Source organism: Streptomyces sp. AJS327 (assembly GCF_013450295.1).
Taxonomy (GTDB): Bacteria; Actinomycetota; Actinomycetes; order Streptomycetales; family Streptomycetaceae; genus Streptomyces.
This window is the reverse complement of the sequence record NZ_SKBR01000003.1, coordinates 725,042-742,688: the sequence shown is the minus strand read 5'-3', so window position 1 is coordinate 742,688 and position 17,647 is coordinate 725,042. Positions and strand designations below refer to the sequence as shown.

Annotated in this window: 13 protein-coding genes; 9 read left to right on the top strand and 4 right to left on the bottom strand. The window is 75.4% G+C overall.

Annotation, left to right across the window (positions count from 1 at the left end; translation table 11 throughout):
- The first annotated feature begins 34 nt into the window (after positions 1 to 34).
- The 4 genes from E0L36_RS20335 to E0L36_RS20320 all read left to right on the top strand — a co-directional run bounded on the left by E0L36_RS20335 (position 35) and on the right by E0L36_RS20320 (position 4,427).
- Entirely contained in the window at positions 35 to 1,087 is a 1,053-nt protein-coding gene (locus E0L36_RS20335; RefSeq protein WP_374705573.1) for a FecCD family ABC transporter permease, read from the top strand.
- A 125-nt stretch (positions 1,088 to 1,212) separates the two neighbouring features.
- Positions 1,213 to 2,277, top strand: coding sequence for an iron chelate uptake ABC transporter family permease subunit (locus E0L36_RS20330; protein WP_308416846.1), 1,065 nt, complete (start codon positions 1,213 to 1,215; stop codon positions 2,275 to 2,277).
- Positions 2,278 to 2,324: 47 nt separating this feature from the next.
- Positions 2,325 to 3,224 carry an ABC transporter ATP-binding protein gene (locus E0L36_RS20325; RefSeq protein ID WP_180930550.1) on the top strand — a complete coding sequence of 300 codons (900 nt, stop codon included), beginning with the start codon at positions 2,325 to 2,327 and terminating at the stop codon, positions 3,222 to 3,224.
- A gap of 162 nt (positions 3,225 to 3,386) precedes the next feature.
- The gene (locus E0L36_RS20320) at positions 3,387 to 4,427 is read left to right on the top strand and encodes an ABC transporter substrate-binding protein (RefSeq protein ID WP_180930549.1); all 1,041 of its coding nucleotides are present in this window, start codon (positions 3,387 to 3,389) and stop codon (positions 4,425 to 4,427) included.
- 367 nt (positions 4,428 to 4,794) lie between these two features.
- Here E0L36_RS20320 and E0L36_RS20315 read toward each other — a convergent pair whose 3' ends face one another.
- The gene (locus E0L36_RS20315; RefSeq protein ID WP_180930548.1) at positions 4,795 to 6,315 is read right to left on the bottom strand and encodes a hypothetical protein; all 1,521 of its coding nucleotides are present in this window, start codon (positions 6,313 to 6,315) and stop codon (positions 4,795 to 4,797) included.
- A 106-nt stretch (positions 6,316 to 6,421) separates the two neighbouring features.
- Between E0L36_RS20315 and E0L36_RS20310 the strand changes: the two genes are divergently transcribed.
- From E0L36_RS20310 to E0L36_RS20295, 4 genes are all read left to right on the top strand, one after another.
- A complete protein-coding gene (locus E0L36_RS20310; RefSeq protein ID WP_180930547.1) occupies positions 6,422 to 9,349 on the top strand; it encodes a helicase-associated domain-containing protein in 2,928 nt (975 codons plus the stop codon).
- Positions 9,350 to 9,481: 132 nt separating this feature from the next.
- On the top strand, positions 9,482 to 11,188 hold the full coding sequence (locus tag E0L36_RS20305; protein ID WP_180930546.1) for a DNA repair helicase XPB: 1,707 nt from the start codon (positions 9,482 to 9,484) through the stop codon (positions 11,186 to 11,188).
- A gap of 248 nt (positions 11,189 to 11,436) precedes the next feature.
- Entirely contained in the window at positions 11,437 to 12,078 is a 642-nt protein-coding gene (locus E0L36_RS20300) for a class I SAM-dependent methyltransferase (protein WP_180930545.1), read from the top strand.
- 254 nt (positions 12,079 to 12,332) lie between these two features.
- Positions 12,333 to 12,740 (top strand): VOC family protein, encoded by a 408-nt coding sequence (locus tag E0L36_RS20295; protein WP_180930544.1) that lies wholly within the window; start codon positions 12,333 to 12,335, stop codon positions 12,738 to 12,740.
- Positions 12,741 to 12,998: 258 nt separating this feature from the next.
- On the opposite strand, the gene E0L36_RS20290 is transcribed toward E0L36_RS20295, so the two are convergent.
- Positions 12,999 to 13,367: a hypothetical protein gene (locus E0L36_RS20290; RefSeq protein WP_180930543.1), complete on the bottom strand. Its 369-nt coding sequence runs from the start codon at positions 13,365 to 13,367 to the stop codon at positions 12,999 to 13,001.
- Between the two features lie 498 nt (positions 13,368 to 13,865).
- On the opposite strand from E0L36_RS20290, the gene E0L36_RS20285 reads away from it, so the two are divergent.
- Positions 13,866 to 16,061 (top strand): AAA family ATPase, encoded by a 2,196-nt coding sequence (locus tag E0L36_RS20285; protein WP_374705563.1) that lies wholly within the window; start codon positions 13,866 to 13,868, stop codon positions 16,059 to 16,061.
- A 96-nt stretch (positions 16,062 to 16,157) separates the two neighbouring features.
- Here the strand turns inward: E0L36_RS20285 and E0L36_RS20280 are convergent, their stop codons facing one another.
- Both E0L36_RS20280 and E0L36_RS20275 read right to left on the bottom strand, forming a co-directional pair.
- The gene (locus tag E0L36_RS20280; RefSeq protein ID WP_180930542.1) at positions 16,158 to 16,724 is read right to left on the bottom strand and encodes a GNAT family N-acetyltransferase; all 567 of its coding nucleotides are present in this window, start codon (positions 16,722 to 16,724) and stop codon (positions 16,158 to 16,160) included.
- A gap of 116 nt (positions 16,725 to 16,840) precedes the next feature.
- Positions 16,841 to 17,467, bottom strand: a complete 627-nt coding sequence (locus E0L36_RS20275) for a flavodoxin family protein (protein WP_180930541.1) — start codon at positions 17,465 to 17,467, stop codon at positions 16,841 to 16,843.
- Between the last annotated feature and the right edge of the window lie 180 nt (positions 17,468 to 17,647).

The following is a 17,647-nucleotide window of genomic DNA, read 5'->3' as shown; positions in this document are numbered from 1 at the left end:
CGCGTCCGGGACCCCGTCCGCCACGGTTCCCGGTATCTCGGTCGCGCCCCCGAACGGGCGCGGTGGCGGGGCGGCGTGGCGCGGGCTGCGGGCGCGGCGGCTGGTCTGGCTGCTGGTGGTGGCGGCGCTGCTGGCGGTCGCCGTGGTCCTGAGCCTCGCCCTGGGCAGCCGCTCCATACCGCCGGGTGAGGTGTGGGAGGCGCTGCGGAACGGCGGGGACAGCCAGGCGGCGCGGGTCGTCCGCGACATGCGGCTGCCCCGCACCGTGGTGGGGGTGATGGTCGGCGCCGCCCTCGGCATCGCGGGCGTGGTGCTCCAGGGCCTCACCCGCAACCCCATCGCGGAGCCCGGCATCCTCGGCACCGGGCAGGGCTCCGCCGTCGGCGTGGTCTGCGCGATCTCCTTCGTCGGGGTGCAGGGCATCGCCGGGTACGTGTGGTTCGCGTTCCTCGGGGCGGGCGCCGCCGGGGTCGCCGTCTACGCCATCGCCGCCCGGGGCCGGGGCGGGGCCACGCCCGTCAAGCTGGCGCTGGCGGGCGCGGCGGTCAACGCGCTGCTGGTCGCGGTCGTCTCGGGAATCCTGACGACCCGGGCGGCGGCACTGGACGAGTTCCGGTTCTGGCAGGTCGGCTCCCTCGCCGACCGGGACGCCGAGATCGCGTGGCGCGTCTGGCCGTTCCTGCTGGCGGGCCTGGCGCTGGTGCTCTGCGTCGCGCGCGGGCTGGACGCGCTCGCGCTGGGCGACGAGGCGGCGCGGGGGCTGGGGCAGCACGTCGGCGCGGTCCGGATCGTCGGCGGGCTCGGCGCGACGGTGCTGACCGGCGCCGGGGTCGCCGCCGCCGGGCCGATCGCCTTCGTGGGGCTGGCCGTTCCGCACATGGCGCGGGCCCTGGTGGGCCCGGGTCACCGGATGCTGCTGCTGATGGCGGGGCTGCTGGGGCCGGTGGTGCTGCTGCTCTCGGACGTGGTGGGGCGGCTGGTGCTGCCGCCCGGCGAGGTACCGGCCGGGGTGACGACGGCACTGCTCGGCGTCCCGTTCCTGGTCGCGCTGGTCCGGGGGAAGGGTGGACGGGGGGTCGCCGCATGAGCGGGGAACGCCTCTCCGGGGCCCGTCCCGCGCCCGGTGGCCCCCCGGTCCCGGGCCACCGGACCGGCGGGCCCGGCACCGGGAAGTCCGGCACCGACGGGTCCGGGGCGCCGGGTACGCCCGGCGTGGGGAGCCGCGTCGCCGGGCCGCCGCGCGGCTCCGGCCACACGGTGCTGCGGGTGCGCGGCGCCTCGTTCCTGGTGCACCGGCGGGCCACGGTCGTGGCCTGCGCGCTCGGACTGGCGCTGTTCCTCGCCGTCGTCGCCCATCTGACGCTCGGGGAGAGCACCGTCCCGCCCGTCGAGGTGGTGCGGGTGCTGTTCGGACTGCCCTCGCCCGACGAGCTGGTGGTCGGCACGCTCCGGCTGCCCCGGCTGACGGTCGGGCTGCTGGCCGGGGCGGCGCTCGGCGCCGCCGGGGCGCTGATCCAGACCGTGGCCCGCAATCCGCTGGCCAGCCCCGAGATCATCGGCGTGACGCACGGCGCCTCAGCCCTGACGGTCGGCGCGATGACCTTCGGGCTGACCTCCTACACGCTGCTGCCGTACGTCTCGGTCGCCGGTGGGCTGCTCGCCGCCACCCTGGTGTACGTCTTCGCCTGGCGCGGCGGGCTGCACGCCACCCGCTTCATCCTGATCGGCATCGGCTTCGCGGTGGCGCTGCGCTCCCTCACCCAGCTGTTCCTCACCAAGGGGGACTACCTGGTCGCGCAGCAGGCGCAGGTGTGGATGACCGGTTCGCTCAACGGACGTGGCTGGGACCAGGCGGGCCCGCTCGCCCTCGCGCTCCTGCTGCTGCTCCCGGCGCTGTGCTGGGCGGCGCGGGCCCAGCGGGACGTGGCGCTGGACGACGCGACGGCGACGGCGCTCGGCGTCCGGCTCGGGCGGGTGCGGCTGGGGCTGGTGCTGACCGGCGTCGTCCTCGCCTCGGTCGCGACCGGCGCCGCCGGGCCGATCGACTTCGTCGCGCTGCTCGCCCCGCAGCTCGCCCGCCGCCTCACCCGTACGGCGACGATCCCGCTGCTGTCCTCCGCGCTGCTCGGCGCGTTCCTGGTGGTCCTCGGGGACCTCCTCGCGCGGCGGCTGTTCGCCCCGACGGAGCTGCCGGTCGGCGTGCTGACGGCCGCCGTCGGCGCGCCGTACCTGATCTGGCTGATCGTGCGGAGCCACCGGGGCGGTGCCGCCCGGTGAGCCGCCCCGCACACGACGCGACCGACCGACCCGGCACAGGAGCCACCATGGCCACACCGCCCCACCCGCGGCCGGACGCGCCGCACCCCGACCGGCACCGCCCGGAGACCGGGACGACGCGACTGGCCACGCGCGGGCTGACGCTCTCCTACGGCGACCGCGCGGTGGTGGACGACCTCGACCTCGACATACCGGACGGCGCGGTCACCGCCGTCGTCGGCCCCAACGCCTGCGGCAAGTCGACGACGCTGCGCGCGCTCGGCAGGCTGCTGAAGCCGCACCGGGGCGCGGTGCTGCTGGACGGCGCCGAGCTGGCCGGGCTCCCCACCCGCGCGGTGGCCCGCTCCCTGGGGCTGCTGCCGCAGTCCCCGGTGGCGCCGGAGGCGATCACCGTGGGCGATCTGGTGTCCCGGGGGCGCCAGCCGCACCAGCGCTGGTGGCAGCAGTGGTCCGAGGCGGACGAGCGGGCCGTGCTGGACGCGATGGAGCGCACCGGGGTCAGCGATCTCGGCGACCGCCCCGTCGACGAGCTGTCCGGCGGGCAGCGTCAGCGGGTGTGGATCGCGATGGCCCTGGCGCAGGAGACCGAACTGCTCCTGCTCGACGAGCCGACCACCTACCTGGACATCGCCCACCAGGTGGAGGTGCTGGACCTGGTGCGGCGGCTCAACCACGAGCGGGGCCGCACGGTGGTGATGGTGCTGCACGACCTCAACCAGGCCGCCCGGTACGCGGATCACCTGGTGGCGATGGTCGGCGGCCGGGTGGTGGCGCACGGCCCCCCGTCCGAGACGGTCACCGCCGCGCTGGTGCGCGAGGTGTTCGGCCTGGAGTCCGTGGTGCTGCCCGACCCGGTCACCGGCTCCCCGCTGGTGGTCCCCGGCTCCCCCTGGCGCCCCACCCCCGACCCCGGCGACCCCGGGCGGGCGGACCCCGGCCCCGGGTAGCCGCCCGCGACCCCGGCGCCCGGCGCCACGCGTGCGTCAACCCCCGTCATACGGGGGCGACTTCCGCCGAAGCCGCCGTCCGCCAGCTCCCCTCGGCACCCTCAGACCCCACCCCCCAGCGGACGACTCCGCGCCACACCCTCGACGAAAGGCCACCGACCCATGCGCGACGGGCAGACCACCACCGAACCCCGGCCCGGCACACACACCGCGACGACCGGGGGCGGGCACGGCTCCACCCGGGCCGGGCGCCGCCCGAACCGGCTGCCCGGCACGGCCGCGCTCGCCCTGGCCGGGGCGCTCGTGCTCGCCGGGTGCGGCTCCGGGGAGGACGCGGCGGAGGGCGGGGAACGCGCCGTCGAGACCGTCAACGGCACCGTGAAGGTGCCCGAGAAGCCCCAGCGCGTCGTGGTGCTGGACACCGCAGAGCTGGACTCCGCGCTCACTCTGGGCGTCACCCCGGTCGGCGCGGTGACCGCCCAGCCGGGCAAGCCCTTCCTGAGCTACCTGCCGAAGGACCGGCTGAAGGACGTGGAGAACGTCGGCGTCATCGCGCAGCCCAACCTGGAGAAGGTCGCCGAGCTGAAGCCGGACCTGATCCTCACCAACCAGGAGCGCGACGGGCAGCGGTACGACGAGCTGAAGCAGATCGCGCCCACCGTGATGACGAAGACCACCGGCTACCCCTGGAAGGAGAACTTCCAGGTGCACGCGGAGGCGCTGGGCAAGAAGCCGGAGGCGCGGAAGGCCCTCGCCACCTACCGCGACCGGGCCGCCGCGGTCACCAAGGCCCTCGGTGGGAAGGAGAAGGCGCGGAAGATCGAGACCAGCGTCATCCGCTTCCAGGAGGGCGCGGACACCCGGATCTACGGCGAGAAGGCGTACATCGCCACCCTGCTGAAGGACGTGGGCCTCGGCCGCCCGGACGTGGTGAAGGAGGCCACCGACTACGACGGACTCGCGCTGGACGTCAGCCCCGAGCAGGTCGACAAGGGCGACGCGGACGTCGTCTTCTACACCTCCTACGGTTCGCCCACCAAGTCCGGTGAGCGGAAGGCCGTCAAGAGCCCGCTGTGGAAGGGGATGAACGCGGTACGGAAGGACCGGGCGTTCCACGTCCAGGACGAGCTGTGGATCCAGGGCATCGGCTACACCGCCGCCGGGAAGATCCTCCAGGAGATGCGCGGCCACCTCACCTCGTGACCCGGCCCACCTGGTGACCCGCCCGGCCCGTCCGCCGGTCGCCCAAACTCCCCCAGACGCCCCCGCGTTGCCGAACACCCGTCACACGACCGTCCGTTGCCCCGCACCGGGGACAGGCCCACCCGTCACCGGTGTCCGTGGCACGGGCCGTGGGTCACGGGCAGCCGGGGGCCAGCGGCGACGGCCGCCGACTCATCGCCCCACACGGGGCGTTGGGGACGCGGTCGTCGCCCGCGGACAGACCGGAACGGCCAGCGGGACAGCGGCCCCGCCGCTCCCTGACCACCCGGCCGGTCGCCCGGCGACAGGCGGGCACGGGGCCGACGACCGCCCGTTGACGGCCGGTTCAACCGCGTAGACGGCCGGTTCAACCGCGCGGACGGCGGGCGCGCCAGAGCAGGAACAGCGCGCTCGCGACGGCGGCGACGCGGAGCAGCACCGGGAAGGCGTCGCTCAGCACATCGCGCAGCGCGTCCCCGCCCTCCTCGATCGGCTCGCCCCAGCGGCCGTTCATCCGCCCCCAGAGCCACACCGCCGCGCCCCCGGCGACCACGCCGGGCATTCCGGCGGAGGCCCACTTCGCCTCGTTGCGGCTGAGCCGGGGCGACCACCAGGCGGCGAGCCAGCCGACCGCCAGCGCCATCAGCGACGGCTGGATCGCCCCCACGAACAACAGCCCCACCGCGGCGAGTTCGACGATCCCCCCGGCGTGCGGGCCGCCGCCACGCGAGCCGCGCACCAGCCGGGCCATCCGGCCCCGCCGCCCGGCGGCACCGTCCTTCGTCTCCTCCTCCGGCCGTGGGGCGGCCTCCACCGGAGGGTCCGCCTCCCGGCCCGCGCCGGGACGTCCGGCCCCGCCGCGCTCCGCGCCACGCGATCCCCCGGACCCCCCGCCCTCTCCGGCCCGCTCCCTCTCGGGCGGGTGCTCGCGCACCTCGGGCAGTTCGATCCCGCCGACGAAGCCGGGCACCGTCTCGTCCGGGCGGGAGCTGGCCACGCCGTCGCTGAAGGGGCCGGTGTCGACGCGCCACCAGTTGGGGTCGGACTCCGCCGGGCCCAGCTCGTCCATGCCCGCGAGGTGCGGTGGGGCGGCGCCCGGCCCGGTGGGGAAGCCGCCCGCGCGCTGCGGCGGCACGCTCGGCCGTGCCGGTTGCCCGCCGCGTTCCGCGTCGTCCGGCTCCTCCTTCCAGAACGACGGTCCGCCCTCGCGTCGTGCCCGGTCCGCGCCGGACCCGGGGTCGGCGCCGCCGTCCGGCACCGCCGGGCCGCTGGGCGCCCGGGGGCCCGTCTTCTCGTCCGGCTCGTCCGGCCTGTCCGGCCGTGGCTCCCGCTCCCGCCCCGGTTCGCGTCCGGCCGCCCGGTCCCGGCCACCGGATCCGCGACCGCCGGACCCCTGGTCGGCGGAGGCGCCGCCCGGGCGGGAGGCGTCCCGCCCGGAGGTGGTCCACGCCGAGGTCGCCGAGGTCCGCAGCGAGGCGGAGAGCCGGGAGAGCGAGGCGGTGAACGCCGCCCCCGGAGAGGGCGCGGCGTCCGCCGGGCGGTCCCCGGAGCGGGAGCCGGAGCGACCGGCCCCACCGCGGTCCCGTCCGGGGCGCGCCGACGGGCCGGACGGGCTCGACGGGGTGTGCGGACGCGGCTCCGGCGGCGACGGCGGCGCGCTGCCCGCGCGGGCCGCGACGAGGTCCTCCGGCCTGCCGAGGCGGTCGAGGATCCGGCGCGTCGCCGTCCTGCTCTCCGCGCCGCCCTCGGCGGCGCGCATCCGGTCGATCTCCCCGCGCAGCCCGGTGACGAGACGGGCACGCTCGGCGGCCGTCATGGACGTGCCGTGCGCGAGGTCGCCAACCCGGCTCAGATAGTCGAATACGAGCTGGTCGCTTTCGATCCCCACCAAAACCCCAACGGCTGCTCTCGGTTGGCGCTCGTCAACGAACTGATGCCCGGAGGCATCCGTCACGACCGTACCGCGTCGACGGCCGCAGGCTACCGTTATGAGGATGAGCGACGAGCCGAGCGACGACCCCGCGGACCCCGCCACCCAGGGCGGACGCGGAGCGCCCCGCACGCTCGCCGAGGAGCTGCGCTCCCGCGACGACGCCGCCCTCGCGGCCCTGCTGCGGTCCCGGCCCGACCTGCTCAGCCCCGTCCCCGGCGACCTCACCCAGCTCGCCACCCGCGCCGGGACCCGCGCCTCCGTCGTCCGCGCGGTGGAACGCCTCGACCGCTTCACGCTCCAGACCGCCGAGGCCCTGGCCGTCGCCCCCGACCCCGGCTCGTACACGGCGCTCGCCGCGCTGCTCGCCGGTCCGCCCCCCGACGGCCCCGGCGCCCCCGACGAGCAGCCGCCGCCCGGAGCGTCCGGGGCCGGGGCCGGGGCGCCGCCGGGCGAGGCGGAGCTGCGCCGCGCCCTGCGCACGCTGCGCGAACGGGCCCTGCTCTGGGGGGACGACGACCACCTGCGGCTCGTCCGCACCGCCCGGCAGCTGCTCGCCCCCTCCCCCACCGCGCCCTCCCCCACCGGCCTCGGACCCACGCTCGCCGAGGCCACCGGCGGCACCTCGCCGGGCCGCCTCCAGGAGCTGCTGGCCGCCGCCGGGCTGCCCGGCACCGCCGACCCGGTCAGCGCCGTCACCGCGCTCACCGGCCTCTTCGGCGACCGGCGGCGGATGGCGGAGCTGCTGGCCACCGCGCCCCCGGCGGCCCTCGCGATCCTCGGCCGGCTGGAGTGGGGCCCGCCCTACGGCACCGTCGACCTCACCGCGCCCTCCCCGCCCGTCGCCTGGCTGCTCGACCGGGGCCTGCTGGTCCCCTCCGGCGAGGGGACGGTGGTGCTGCCCCGGGAGGTGGCGCTGCACCTGCGGGCCGGACGGGCGCACCGGCGGCCGGAACCGACGCCACCGGCGGTCGCGGTGCGGCGGGAGTACCCGCCGGAGACCGTGGACGCGACGGGTGCGGGGCAGGCGCACGCCGCGCTCGCCACCGTCGAGGAGCTGCTGGGCGCCTGGGAGACGGAACCGCCACCGGTGCTGCGGGCGGGCGGACTCGGCGTCCGGGAGCTGCGCCGCACCGCCAGCAGCCTCGACACCCCCGTCACCACCGCCGCCTTCTGGATCGAACTCGCCTACGCGGCGGGGCTGTTGGCCTCCGACGGCGAGGCGGACGAGCGGTACGCGCCCACCCCCGCCTACGACGAGTGGCTGCGCTCCCCCGCCGAACTGCGCTGGACCAGGCTGGCGGACACCTGGCTGACCGGCACCCGGGTGGCCGGGCTGGTCAGCGAACGGGACGCGAAGGGCCGGACGTTGACCGCGCTCGGCGCGGGCCTGGACCGGAGCCTGGCACCGGAGGTGCGGCGGCGCGCGCTGCGGCTGCTGGCGGCGCTCCCGCCCGGCGCGGCGCCGGACCCCGCCTCGCTGCTCGCCCGGCTGGCCTGGGAGCAGCCGCTCCGCGGCGGCCCCGGCGACACGAGCCCCGAGGCCCGGGGCGCGGCGAGCGGCGAGCCCCGCCCCGGGGGACCGGACGCCGGGACGCCGGGGACCGACGGCGAGAGCGATCCGCGTACGCGGATCGCCCGCTGGACGCTGGAGGAGGCCGAACTGCTGGGCGTCACCGGACGCGGCGCCCTCACCCGCTACGCCCGCGAACTCCTCACGCCCGAGCCCGAGTTGGCGGCGACAGGAGCCCCCGGGGCGGCACCAGAGCCCGGGTCGGCGGGAACGCCCGGGACGCCGGGAACACTTGGGGCGGCGGGCGAGCCGGGACCGCAACCGGTACCGGATCCGGCTCCCGCTCCCGATCGGGCTCCGGGTCGGGCTCCGGACCTGGCTCCGGGCGAGGGCGAACACGGAGCCCTCACCGAGGAGTTGGGCGGCGAGTTGGCCACCACACCGCCGTCGGCCGCGTCCCTGGAGCGGGCGGCCCGCGCGTTGGCGCCCCTGCTGCCCGAACCGCTCGACTACGTGCTGCTCCAGGCCGACCTCACCGCCGTCGCCCCCGGACCGCTCACCCGTGAGCTGTCGGCCGTCCTCGGGGTGCTCGCGGAGGTCGAGTCGACCGGCGGCGCCACCGTCTACCGCTTCACCCCCGCCTCCGTCCGCCGCGCCCTCGACGCCGGGCGCGCCGCCACCGACCTGCACGCCTTCCTCACCGCCCACTCCCGTACGCCCGTCCCGCAGCCGCTCAGCTACCTGATCGACGACGTCGCGCGGCGGCACGGGCACCTCCGCGTCGGGGCCGCCTCCTCCTACCTCCGCTGCGACGACGACGCGCTGCTCGCCGAGATCCTCGCCGACCGGCGCGCCGCCACGCTCGGCCTCCGGCTGCTCGCCCCCACCGTGCTCGCCTCCCACACACCCCCCGACCAACTCCTCACGAAACTCCGCGAGATGGGGTACGCCCCGGCCGCCGAGTCAGCCGAGGGAACGGTTCTCGTCGCACGGCCCGACGCCCACCGCACCCCCCGGCGCACCCCACCCCAGCCGGTACCGGACGGCCCGCCCACCCCCGACCGGGCGCTGCTCACCGCCGCCGTCCGGGCCATCCGCGCGGGCGACCGCGCGGCGACGGTGCCGCACGAGCCCCCGGCCGCCCCGGCACGGGAGGGCGGCCAGCCCGGCCGCCCCGGCCCCCACGCCCCGCGACGCCCCGGACCGGGCGGCGCGCGGCCCCGGCCCACCGGGCAGCGCCTCGGGGAGCTGCCCCGCACCACCTCCGCGGAGACCCTCACCCTGGTCCGCGAGGCCGCGCGCACCGGCGCCGCGCTGTGGATCGGCTACGTCAACGCCGAGGGCTCGGCCAGCCAGCGCGTCATCGCGCCGGTCCGCGTCGAGGGCGGCTTCGTCACGGCGTACGACCACACCAGCGACGCCGTCCGCACCTACCCCCTGCACCGCATCACCGGCGCCGCCGACCTCCCCGACCAGTAGCCCCGCTACTCCGGGCCGACCAGGCATCACGGGTTGTCGTCCCCCGTCAGCTCCCACCAGCGATGCGGCACACTGGACGTTTGGCTTGTGTCAGCCGCTTCGTCCGTCCGTCGTACCGCTGAGGAGAACCGCGTGAACGGTGGCCCGCTGATCGTCCAGAGTGACAAGACGCTGTTGCTGGAGGTCGACCACGAGCAGGCCGACGCGTGCCGCCGCGCCATCGCGCCCTTCGCCGAGCTGGAGCGGGCTCCCGAGCACATCCACACCTACCGGCTCACCCCGCTCGGTCTGTGGAACGCGCGGGCCGCCGGGCACGACGCGGAGCAGGTGGTGGACGCGCTGGTGGCGTACGCGCGCTACCCGGTGCCGCACGCGCTGCTCGTCGACGTGGCCGAGACCATGGCGCGGTACGGGCGGCTCACGCTGACCAAGCACCCCGCGCACGGACTGGTCCTGCACAGCAGCGACCGCCCGGTGCTGGAGGAGGTGCTGCGCTCGAAGCGGGTACTGCCGCTGGTGGGCGAGCGGATCGACCCGGACACCGTGATCGTCCACCCCTCGGAGCGCGGGCAGATCAAGCAGGTGCTGCTCAAGCTGGGCTGGCCCGCCGAGGACCTGGCGGGCTACGTCGACGGTGAGGCGCACCCGGTGGCGCTGGAGGAGGACGGCTGGGCGCTGCGCCCGTACCAGCGGCAGGCCGTCGAGGGGTTCTGGCACGGCGGTTCCGGCGTGGTGGTCCTGCCCTGCGGGGCGGGCAAGACGCTGGTCGGCGCGGGGGCGATAGCGCGGGCCAGCGCGACGACGCTGATCCTGGTGACCAACACGGTCTCCGCCCGGCAGTGGAAGCACGAGCTGGTCCGCCGGACCTCGCTCACCGAGCACGAGGTGGGCGAGTACAGCGGGGCGCGGAAGGAGATCCGGCCGGTCACCATCGCCACCTACCAGGTGCTGACGGCGAAGCGGAAGGGCGTCTACCCGCACCTTGAGCTGTTCGACTCCCGCGACTGGGGTCTGGTCATCTACGACGAGGTACACCTGCTGCCCGCGCCGGTGTTCAAGTTCACCGCCGACCTCCAGGCGCGGCGCCGTCTGGGGCTGACCGCCACCCTCGTACGGGAGGACGGCCGCGAGTCGGACGTGTTCTCACTCATCGGCCCGAAGCGCTTCGACGCGCCCTGGAAGGAGATCGAGAACCAGGGCTACATCGCCCCCGCCGACTGCGTCGAGGTGCGCGTCGGGCTCACCGAGTCCGAACGGCTCGCCTACGCGACGGCCGAGGCGGAGGAGAAGTACCGCTTCTGCGCGACGACGGGCAGCAAGCAGCGGATCACCGAGGCGCTGGTGCGGCGGCACCGGGGCGAGCAGACGCTCGTCATCGGCCAGTACATCGACCAGCTCGACGAGTTGGGCGCCCACCTCGACGCCCCGGTGATCAAGGGGGACACCACTCCGGCGCAGCGGGAGAAGCTGTTCGACGCGTTCCGCTCGGGGGAGCTGAGCTGCCTGGTGGTGTCCAAGGTCGCCAACTTCTCGGTCGACCTGCCCGAGGCGACGGTCGCGATCCAGGTGTCCGGCACCTTCGGCTCCCGCCAGGAGGAGGCCCAGCGCCTCGGCCGGGTGCTGCGTCCCAAGGCCGACGGGCACGAGGCACGGTTCTACTCCGTCGTGGCGCGGGACACCATCGACCAGGACTTCGCGGCGCACCGCCAGCGCTTCCTCGCCGAGCAGGGCTACGCGTACCGCATCGTCGACGCGAACGAACTGCTCGACGGCGAGGCCCCGGCTCCCGACCCGCACCAGGACTCCGACCCGGACTCCGACCCGGACCCGGCGGGCTGACCCCCGGGACCAGCCCCGGCGGGTGCGGTTCCGGGCTCCGGCCCGGAATCCGAAAACGGCTGACGGACCCCGAACCGGGCCACGCGCCCCGAACCGGCGGGCCGGACACTGCCGCCCGGGTCGCGGTCACCCGGGGCGCGGGAGCGTCTAACCGGGACCGGGATCAGGGCGGGGCGGTGCCCCGGAGCGGTGTCCGGCTCGTGGGCGGCGGTACGGGAGGGCGGGCGGACGTCCTAGGGTTCTCGCCCGTGACCGCACCTTCCCCGCACCTGCGCGCGACGGCGAACGCCTACGACGGCGTCGCCGCCCTCTACGCCGAACTCGGCCTCGACCAGCTGGACGCGTATCCGCTGGAACGCTCCGTCCTCGCCGCGTTCGCGGAACTGGCCGGGTCCTCCGGTGCCGGACCCGTCGCGGAGCTGGGCTGCGGCCCCGGCGGGGTGACCGCGCGCCTGCGGGACCTTGGGCTGGACGTCTTCGGCGTCGACCTGTCCCCGGCGATGGTCGGCCTGGCCCGGGAGACCCACCCGGACCTGCGCTTCGAGGTCGGCTCCATGGACGCCCTCGACCTCGCGGACGGCGCGCTGGGCGGCGTCGTCGCCTGGTACTCGGTCATCCACGCTCCACCCCGCGAACTGCCCTCGTACCTCGCGGAGTTCCGGCGGGTTCTCGGGCCGGGCGGCCATCTCCTGCTCGCCTTCTTCGAGTCGGGCGGCGAACCGGTCGCGGCCTTCGACCACAAGGTGACGACCGCCTACCGGTGGCCGATCGACGAGCTGGCCGAGTTGACGGCCGCGGCCGGGTTCACCGAGGCCGCACGGATGCTCCGCGCCCCGTACGAGGGGGAACGGCAACTCCCCCGGGGCCACCTGCTGCTGCGCGCGGCCTGACCCCGTACGCGACCGCCCGCCGCGCCTCATCTCGCCTCGCCCGTCGACCACTCGACCGAACTCCGTTACGCGGTAGTCCAGTTGGCGGACGTGCTGGTGACGGACGCCCGGGGTCCCCACCCCGCCGCGGTTCCGCGTCACAGCCCCTCCCGCCCTCCGGAAACGTTGCGCCACGACTCCCCGCGCAGTAACTCCGTATGTGGTACAGAGTACAACGTACAGAGAAAGCTTGAGCCGCCCCAGCGAGGAGTTCCGTGCACATCACCGACACCGCCATATGCCTGACCGTCGACGACGTTCCGGCCTCCGTTTCGTTCCTGACCAGGCACTTCGGCTACACCGAGGCCATGGCCGCCGACGGCTTCGCCTCCCTCAGCCACCCCGGCGCGCCCAGCGTGGTCTTCCACCGGCGCGGTCTCGAAGTGCTCCCCGAGGGCTTCCGCGACCGGACCGCGGACGGGGTGATCCTCGCCTTCGTCGTGAACGACCTGCACAGGGAGTACGAGCGACTGCGCGCCGAAGGGGTCACCATCACCCTGGAGCCGCGCGAGGAGCCGTGGGGCGAGCGGCTGTTCATGGTCGCCGACCCCAACGGGGTCCCCGTCGAACTGGTCGAATGGGCCGAGAAGAACGGGAACGAGAGCGCGAACATGGCCCCGTAGGGCCGGAACCTGGCGTGCCAGCGCACGGCCCGCGCGTCCCCGCGTGTGCCGTGCGCTGCTTCCGCGTCAGCCGACCCTCGCCCAGCCACAAGAAGCCACACGTCGAGCTCGCAACACGGCGGGCGTCCTGGGGAGTTGGCAGTCGAGCCCCCGTACGTCCCGGTCCACAGCGGCCGGTTGGTGCGTGTTCCCGTACTCGGCGGGCGAGTTGGCGAGCGTCCGGGTGCTCAGCGGGCCGGTTGGTGAGCCTCCCGGTGCTCAGCGGACCGGTTGGCGGACCGGTTGCTGGGCGTCCCGGCAACGGTCCGGGCCGTCCGCCGACCGTCCCTCGTGCGCGCCGAGGACGGCCACCTCGAACGCGGTGCCGAGGAAGACCCGCACGGCACGCAGCCCGTTCCCGATGCGGTGCCCGCGCCGCGCGCCACCCACCGGGGCCTCCGCCAGCCCGTCCGTACCTCCGGCGTTCGCCGCGTTCCGGGCGCCCCGCGTGCTCCGGGCCCCGGGTGCGTTCCCGTTGCCGGGTGTGCTGCGGGCCCCGGGGGCGTTCCGGTTGGCGGGGGCGGTCACGCCGGGGCATCCGGTGCCGGACGGGCCGTGCCGCGTGGGATCAGTGACCGTGTGATTCATGCCCCCAGCCTGCGGCGGACCGGCCACTCCGCACATCAGCCGCACGTCCCGGCGGCCGGGCCCGCGTGTCCCTCCCCGGGGTGAGCCGCCCCGGAGAGAGCTTCGGGGTTCACCCCTGAGAGGGCCCCGGACCGGCGGCCAGCGAGCGGGCGGACAGCGGGCCGCCGAGCCGACGGACACGGCAGACACGGCAGACACGGCAGGGCGGACGGACGCGGACGGACGGACACGGCCGGGCGCACGGACACGGCCGGGCGCACGGGGCACGGGCAGCCCGGCGTCGCGGTGGTGCGGCAGCCCGGGCGGCCCGGCGGACCGCGAGGAAAACCGTTCGCGGTTCCCGGGCCCCGGCACTACACTCCCCGACTTCTGCCTCCTCCCCGCCCGGGAGGTGCCCGCCGCACGGAAACCGGCCGGGCCACCCCTTCCGTACCCGTTCCACCGCCGCCGCGTGCCCTGTCGCGCGCGCTCGCGGCGGTCATCCCTGGAGGCACATCCGTGTCCGGCACGCCACCGCCCCTCGACCACGAACGCCCGGACAGCGAGGGGAAACACCCGGAAACCGACCGGAAACGCTCGGACGCCGAGCGGGAACGTTCGGACGGCGGCCCGCTGGAGAGCGAGCAGGCCCACCTCGCCGCGTCCCGGGCGGCGCTGCGCGCGATGCGCGTGAACGCCGAGAGCCTGGAGACCAGCTCCACCACGAGCTGGGTCAACGACCAGATCCTCCGGGCCGACCTGGACAAACGCATCGCCGCGCTGGCGGATCTCGCCGAGACACCGCTGTTCTTCGGACGGCTGGACACGGTGCCCGACCGGTCCGGCGAGTCCACCCGCTACTACATCGGCCGCCGCCACGTCCACGACGCGGACGGCGACCCCATGGTGATCGACTGGCGCGCGCCGGTCTCCCGTCCCTTCTACCGCGCCTCCCGGCAGGACCCGCAGTCCGTGGCGTTGCGCCGCCGATTCGGCTACACCGGCGGGGAGTTGACCGCCTACGAGGACGAGCGGTTCGCGGGCGACCCCGGCACGGACTCGCCAGCTGACGCCGACACCCCGTCCGCGGAGGGCAGTTCAGGAGAGACGAGCGCGCTGTTGCGGGCCGAGATCGAACGGCCACGCGTCGGCCCCATGCGGGACATCGTCGCGACGATCCAGCCGGAACAGGACGAGATCGTCCGCGCGGAGGTCGGGGAGACGCTCTGCGTGCAGGGCGCGCCCGGCACCGGGAAGACGGCGGTTGGCCTGCACCGCGTCGCCTACCTGCTGTACACGCACCGCGAACGCCTCGCGCGCGGCGGCGCGTTGATCCTCGGGCCGAACGACTCCTTCCTCCGCTACATCGAGCAGGTGCTCCCCGCCCTCGGTGAGGTCCGGGTCCGGCAGTCCACGGTGGCGGAGTTGGTCGCCCACGTGCCGGTGCGCGGGGCCGACACGGCGCGGGCGGCGACGGTCAAGGGGGACGCGCGGATGGCCCAGCTGCTGCGCCGCGCGGTGCGCTCCGGTGTACGGGCTCCGGAGGAACCGCTGGCCCTAGTGCGCGGCTCCCGTACCTGGCGCGTGCCGGTGGACGAACTCCGGGGCATCGTCGAGGAGTTGCGGGCCGACATCGACCGCTGGGGCGACACCCGCGACATGCGCTACGGCGCCGCCCGGGAGGCGTTGCCGCAGCGCCTCGCGCACGCCGTGCTCGTGCGGATGGAACGGGCGGGCGAGGCACCCGACGACCGAACCCAGAACGCCGTGGCCCGCTCCGCCCCGGTCAAGGCGATCGTCAACTTCTGCTGGCCGGCGGTGGATCCGGCGAAGCTGGTCCTGCGGCTGCTGTCCGACGCGGACTTCCTAGCCGAGCAGTCCGAGGGGCTGCTCACCCCCGAGGAGCAGCGGGCGGTGCTCTGGCCGAAACCCGCGCGGGGAGTGCGGTCCGCCAGGTGGTCGGCGGCGGACGCGGTGCTGGTGGACGAGGCCACCGATCTGGTGTCCCGCCTCTCCTCGCTGGGCCATGTGGTGCTGGACGAGGCACAGGACCTCTCCCCCATGGAGTACCGCGCGGTGGGTCGCCGCTGCGCCACCGGCACCGCCACTGTCCTCGGGGACATCGCCCAGGGCACCACCCCCTGGGCCACGCGGAGTTGGACCGACGCGCTCACGCACCTCGGCAAACCGGGAGCGGAGGTAACGGAGTTGACGCGCGGGTTCCGGGTGCCGCGCGAGGTGATCGCCTACGCCTCCCGGCTGCTGCCCGAGATCGCGCCGACACTCCGCGAGGCCACGTCGGTTCGGGAGTCCCCCGGCGACTTCGCCGTACTGCGGTGCCCGGAGGGCGCGTTGACGGAGGCGGTGCACGAGGCCGTGCGGCGCGCGCTGGAACGCGAGGGCTCCGTCGGCCTGATCGTCTCGGACGCGCGCGTCCCGGAGTGGGAGGGGCTCCTCGACGGGGCGGGAGTGCCCTGGCTGCGGCCGGGCGAGGGGACCGCCCCGGACGTCCGGCTCACGCTCGTGCCCGCCGGTCTGGCCAAGGGCCTGGAGTACGACCACGTGGTGCTGGAGGAACCGGCGGCGCTGGTGGCCGCCGAACCGGACGAGCGCACCGGGCTGCGCCGCCTCTACGTCTGCCTCACCCGGGCCGTCTCCGGTCTGCTCGTGGTGCACGCCCAGCCGCTCCCGGAAGCCCTCACCGCCGCCTCCTGACAGCGACCGCCCACCCGCTCCACGGGAACGCGCCGCACGTCTCCGCTCCTCCCCTCCGGAGCGGGGACGTGCAACCACTCGCGTTCCAGCAGAAGTTCACTGGCCGGAGTGCCATTCCTCCGCCGTCAGGGCGTACTCCACCTCGCCCTGTTCGGAGCCCTCGATGGCCTCCGGCCAGTCCTGGAAGAAGGTACGGACGAACCGCAGCCCGGTCTTCTCCATCACCTTCCGCGAGGGGGAGTTGACGGTCATGGTGTAGGCGACGACCCGGCGCACGCCCAACTCGGTGAACCCCTTACGGACGAGGGCCCGCGCGCCCTCGGTCGCGTAGCCGGACCCCCAGGCGTCCCGGCGGAGCCGGTAGCCCAACTCCACGGTGCCCGCCGCGTCTTCGGGGCAGAACTCGAACCAGCCGAGGAAGCGCCCGGAGACCCGCTCCTCGGCTGCCCAGAAGCCGCGCGTCCCCAGGGTCGAGTGGTGGCGCAGCAGTCCGGGCAGCACCGCCTCGCGTACCCGCTCCCGGGGGGTGGGACGCCCGCCGGTGAGGTAGCGCATCACGGCGGGGTCGCTGTCCAGCTCCACCAGCAGGTCCTCGTCGTCCTCGGTGAACGGGCGCAGCAGCAGCCGGTCGGTGGTCAGGAAGGGCGTGGCGGGGGAGATCATCCGCCGATTCTCGGCGTCCGGCCCCCTCCCCCGCCACCGCATAGCCGCCCGCGTCGCGACCGTGTGGGCGCGACCTCCCGGCGGACCCCGGCGCTGGGACCGCACCCCAACACGCCCTACGCTGCCTGGAGTTCGTGGGAGAAGCGGGCGATCGGGGCCGCCGGGCGGGTGAAGAAGGTACGGGCCCGGTCCAGCGCGTCCAGGTCGTCGCGTACCTGACCGGGCCGGGACCCGTTGCCGAACAGCATCCCGCCGAAGCGCATGCCCATGTAGGCGGCGGTGTTGTTCATGGTGGTCACCAGCCCGTCGGCCACGCTCTCCTCGCGGTCCGCCATCGCCGTCACGCCCCACAGGGTGCGGCCCGCCATCGTCGCCTTGAAGTCCGAGTCGGGGGACGAGAGCCAGCCGGACCAGTAGTCGAGGTAGCGCTTGGTCTGTGCGGAGAAGGTGTACCAGTACAGCGGCGAGGCGATGACCACGTCGGTGGCCTCCAACGTGGCCCGTCGCAGGGTCTCTTCGGCCTCGCCACCCACCGTCTCGCCCCCCTCGTGCCGCCCGTCCTGGAAGTCGGGCAGCGTCAGCCGCGAGAGGTCGACCCAGCGCCGGGACACCCGCGCGGGCAGCTGTTCGGCGGCCGTGCGCGCCAGGATCTCCGTGTTGCCCTCCGCGCGTGAGCTGCCCAGCACGAAGAGGAAGGACCGGCCGTCGGTGGTCGGATTGTCGAGGTCGGTGATGGTGGCCATCTCACACTCCCAGTCGTCGGTGCGCACACGGACCGAGCGGCGTCCCGGGCGCGCGGGCCGCGGCCGCGCGGACCGTCCGGGGACCGGCCACACCACCGTTGACCTGCGGGGAATGCCCGCTCACTGGAAGACGTTAGAGCCTGACACCAGTGTGAGAGTCAAGCGCGAAGGGCGGGAGTC

Coding starts and splice junctions, on each gene's coding strand:
- E0L36_RS20325 (WP_180930550.1), top strand. CDS start 2,325: ATGGCCACACCGCCCCACCCGCGGCCGGACGCGCCGCACCCCGACCGG.
- E0L36_RS20320 (WP_180930549.1), top strand. CDS start 3,387: ATGCGCGACGGGCAGACCACCACCGAACCCCGGCCCGGCACACACACC.
- E0L36_RS20310 (WP_180930547.1), top strand. CDS start 6,422: ATGAGCGACGAGCCGAGCGACGACCCCGCGGACCCCGCCACCCAGGGC.
- E0L36_RS20290 (WP_180930543.1), bottom strand. CDS start 13,367: ATGAATCACACGGTCACTGATCCCACGCGGCACGGCCCGTCCGGCACC.
- E0L36_RS20280 (WP_180930542.1), bottom strand. CDS start 16,724: ATGATCTCCCCCGCCACGCCCTTCCTGACCACCGACCGGCTGCTGCTG.
- E0L36_RS20275 (WP_180930541.1), bottom strand. CDS start 17,467: ATGGCCACCATCACCGACCTCGACAATCCGACCACCGACGGCCGGTCC.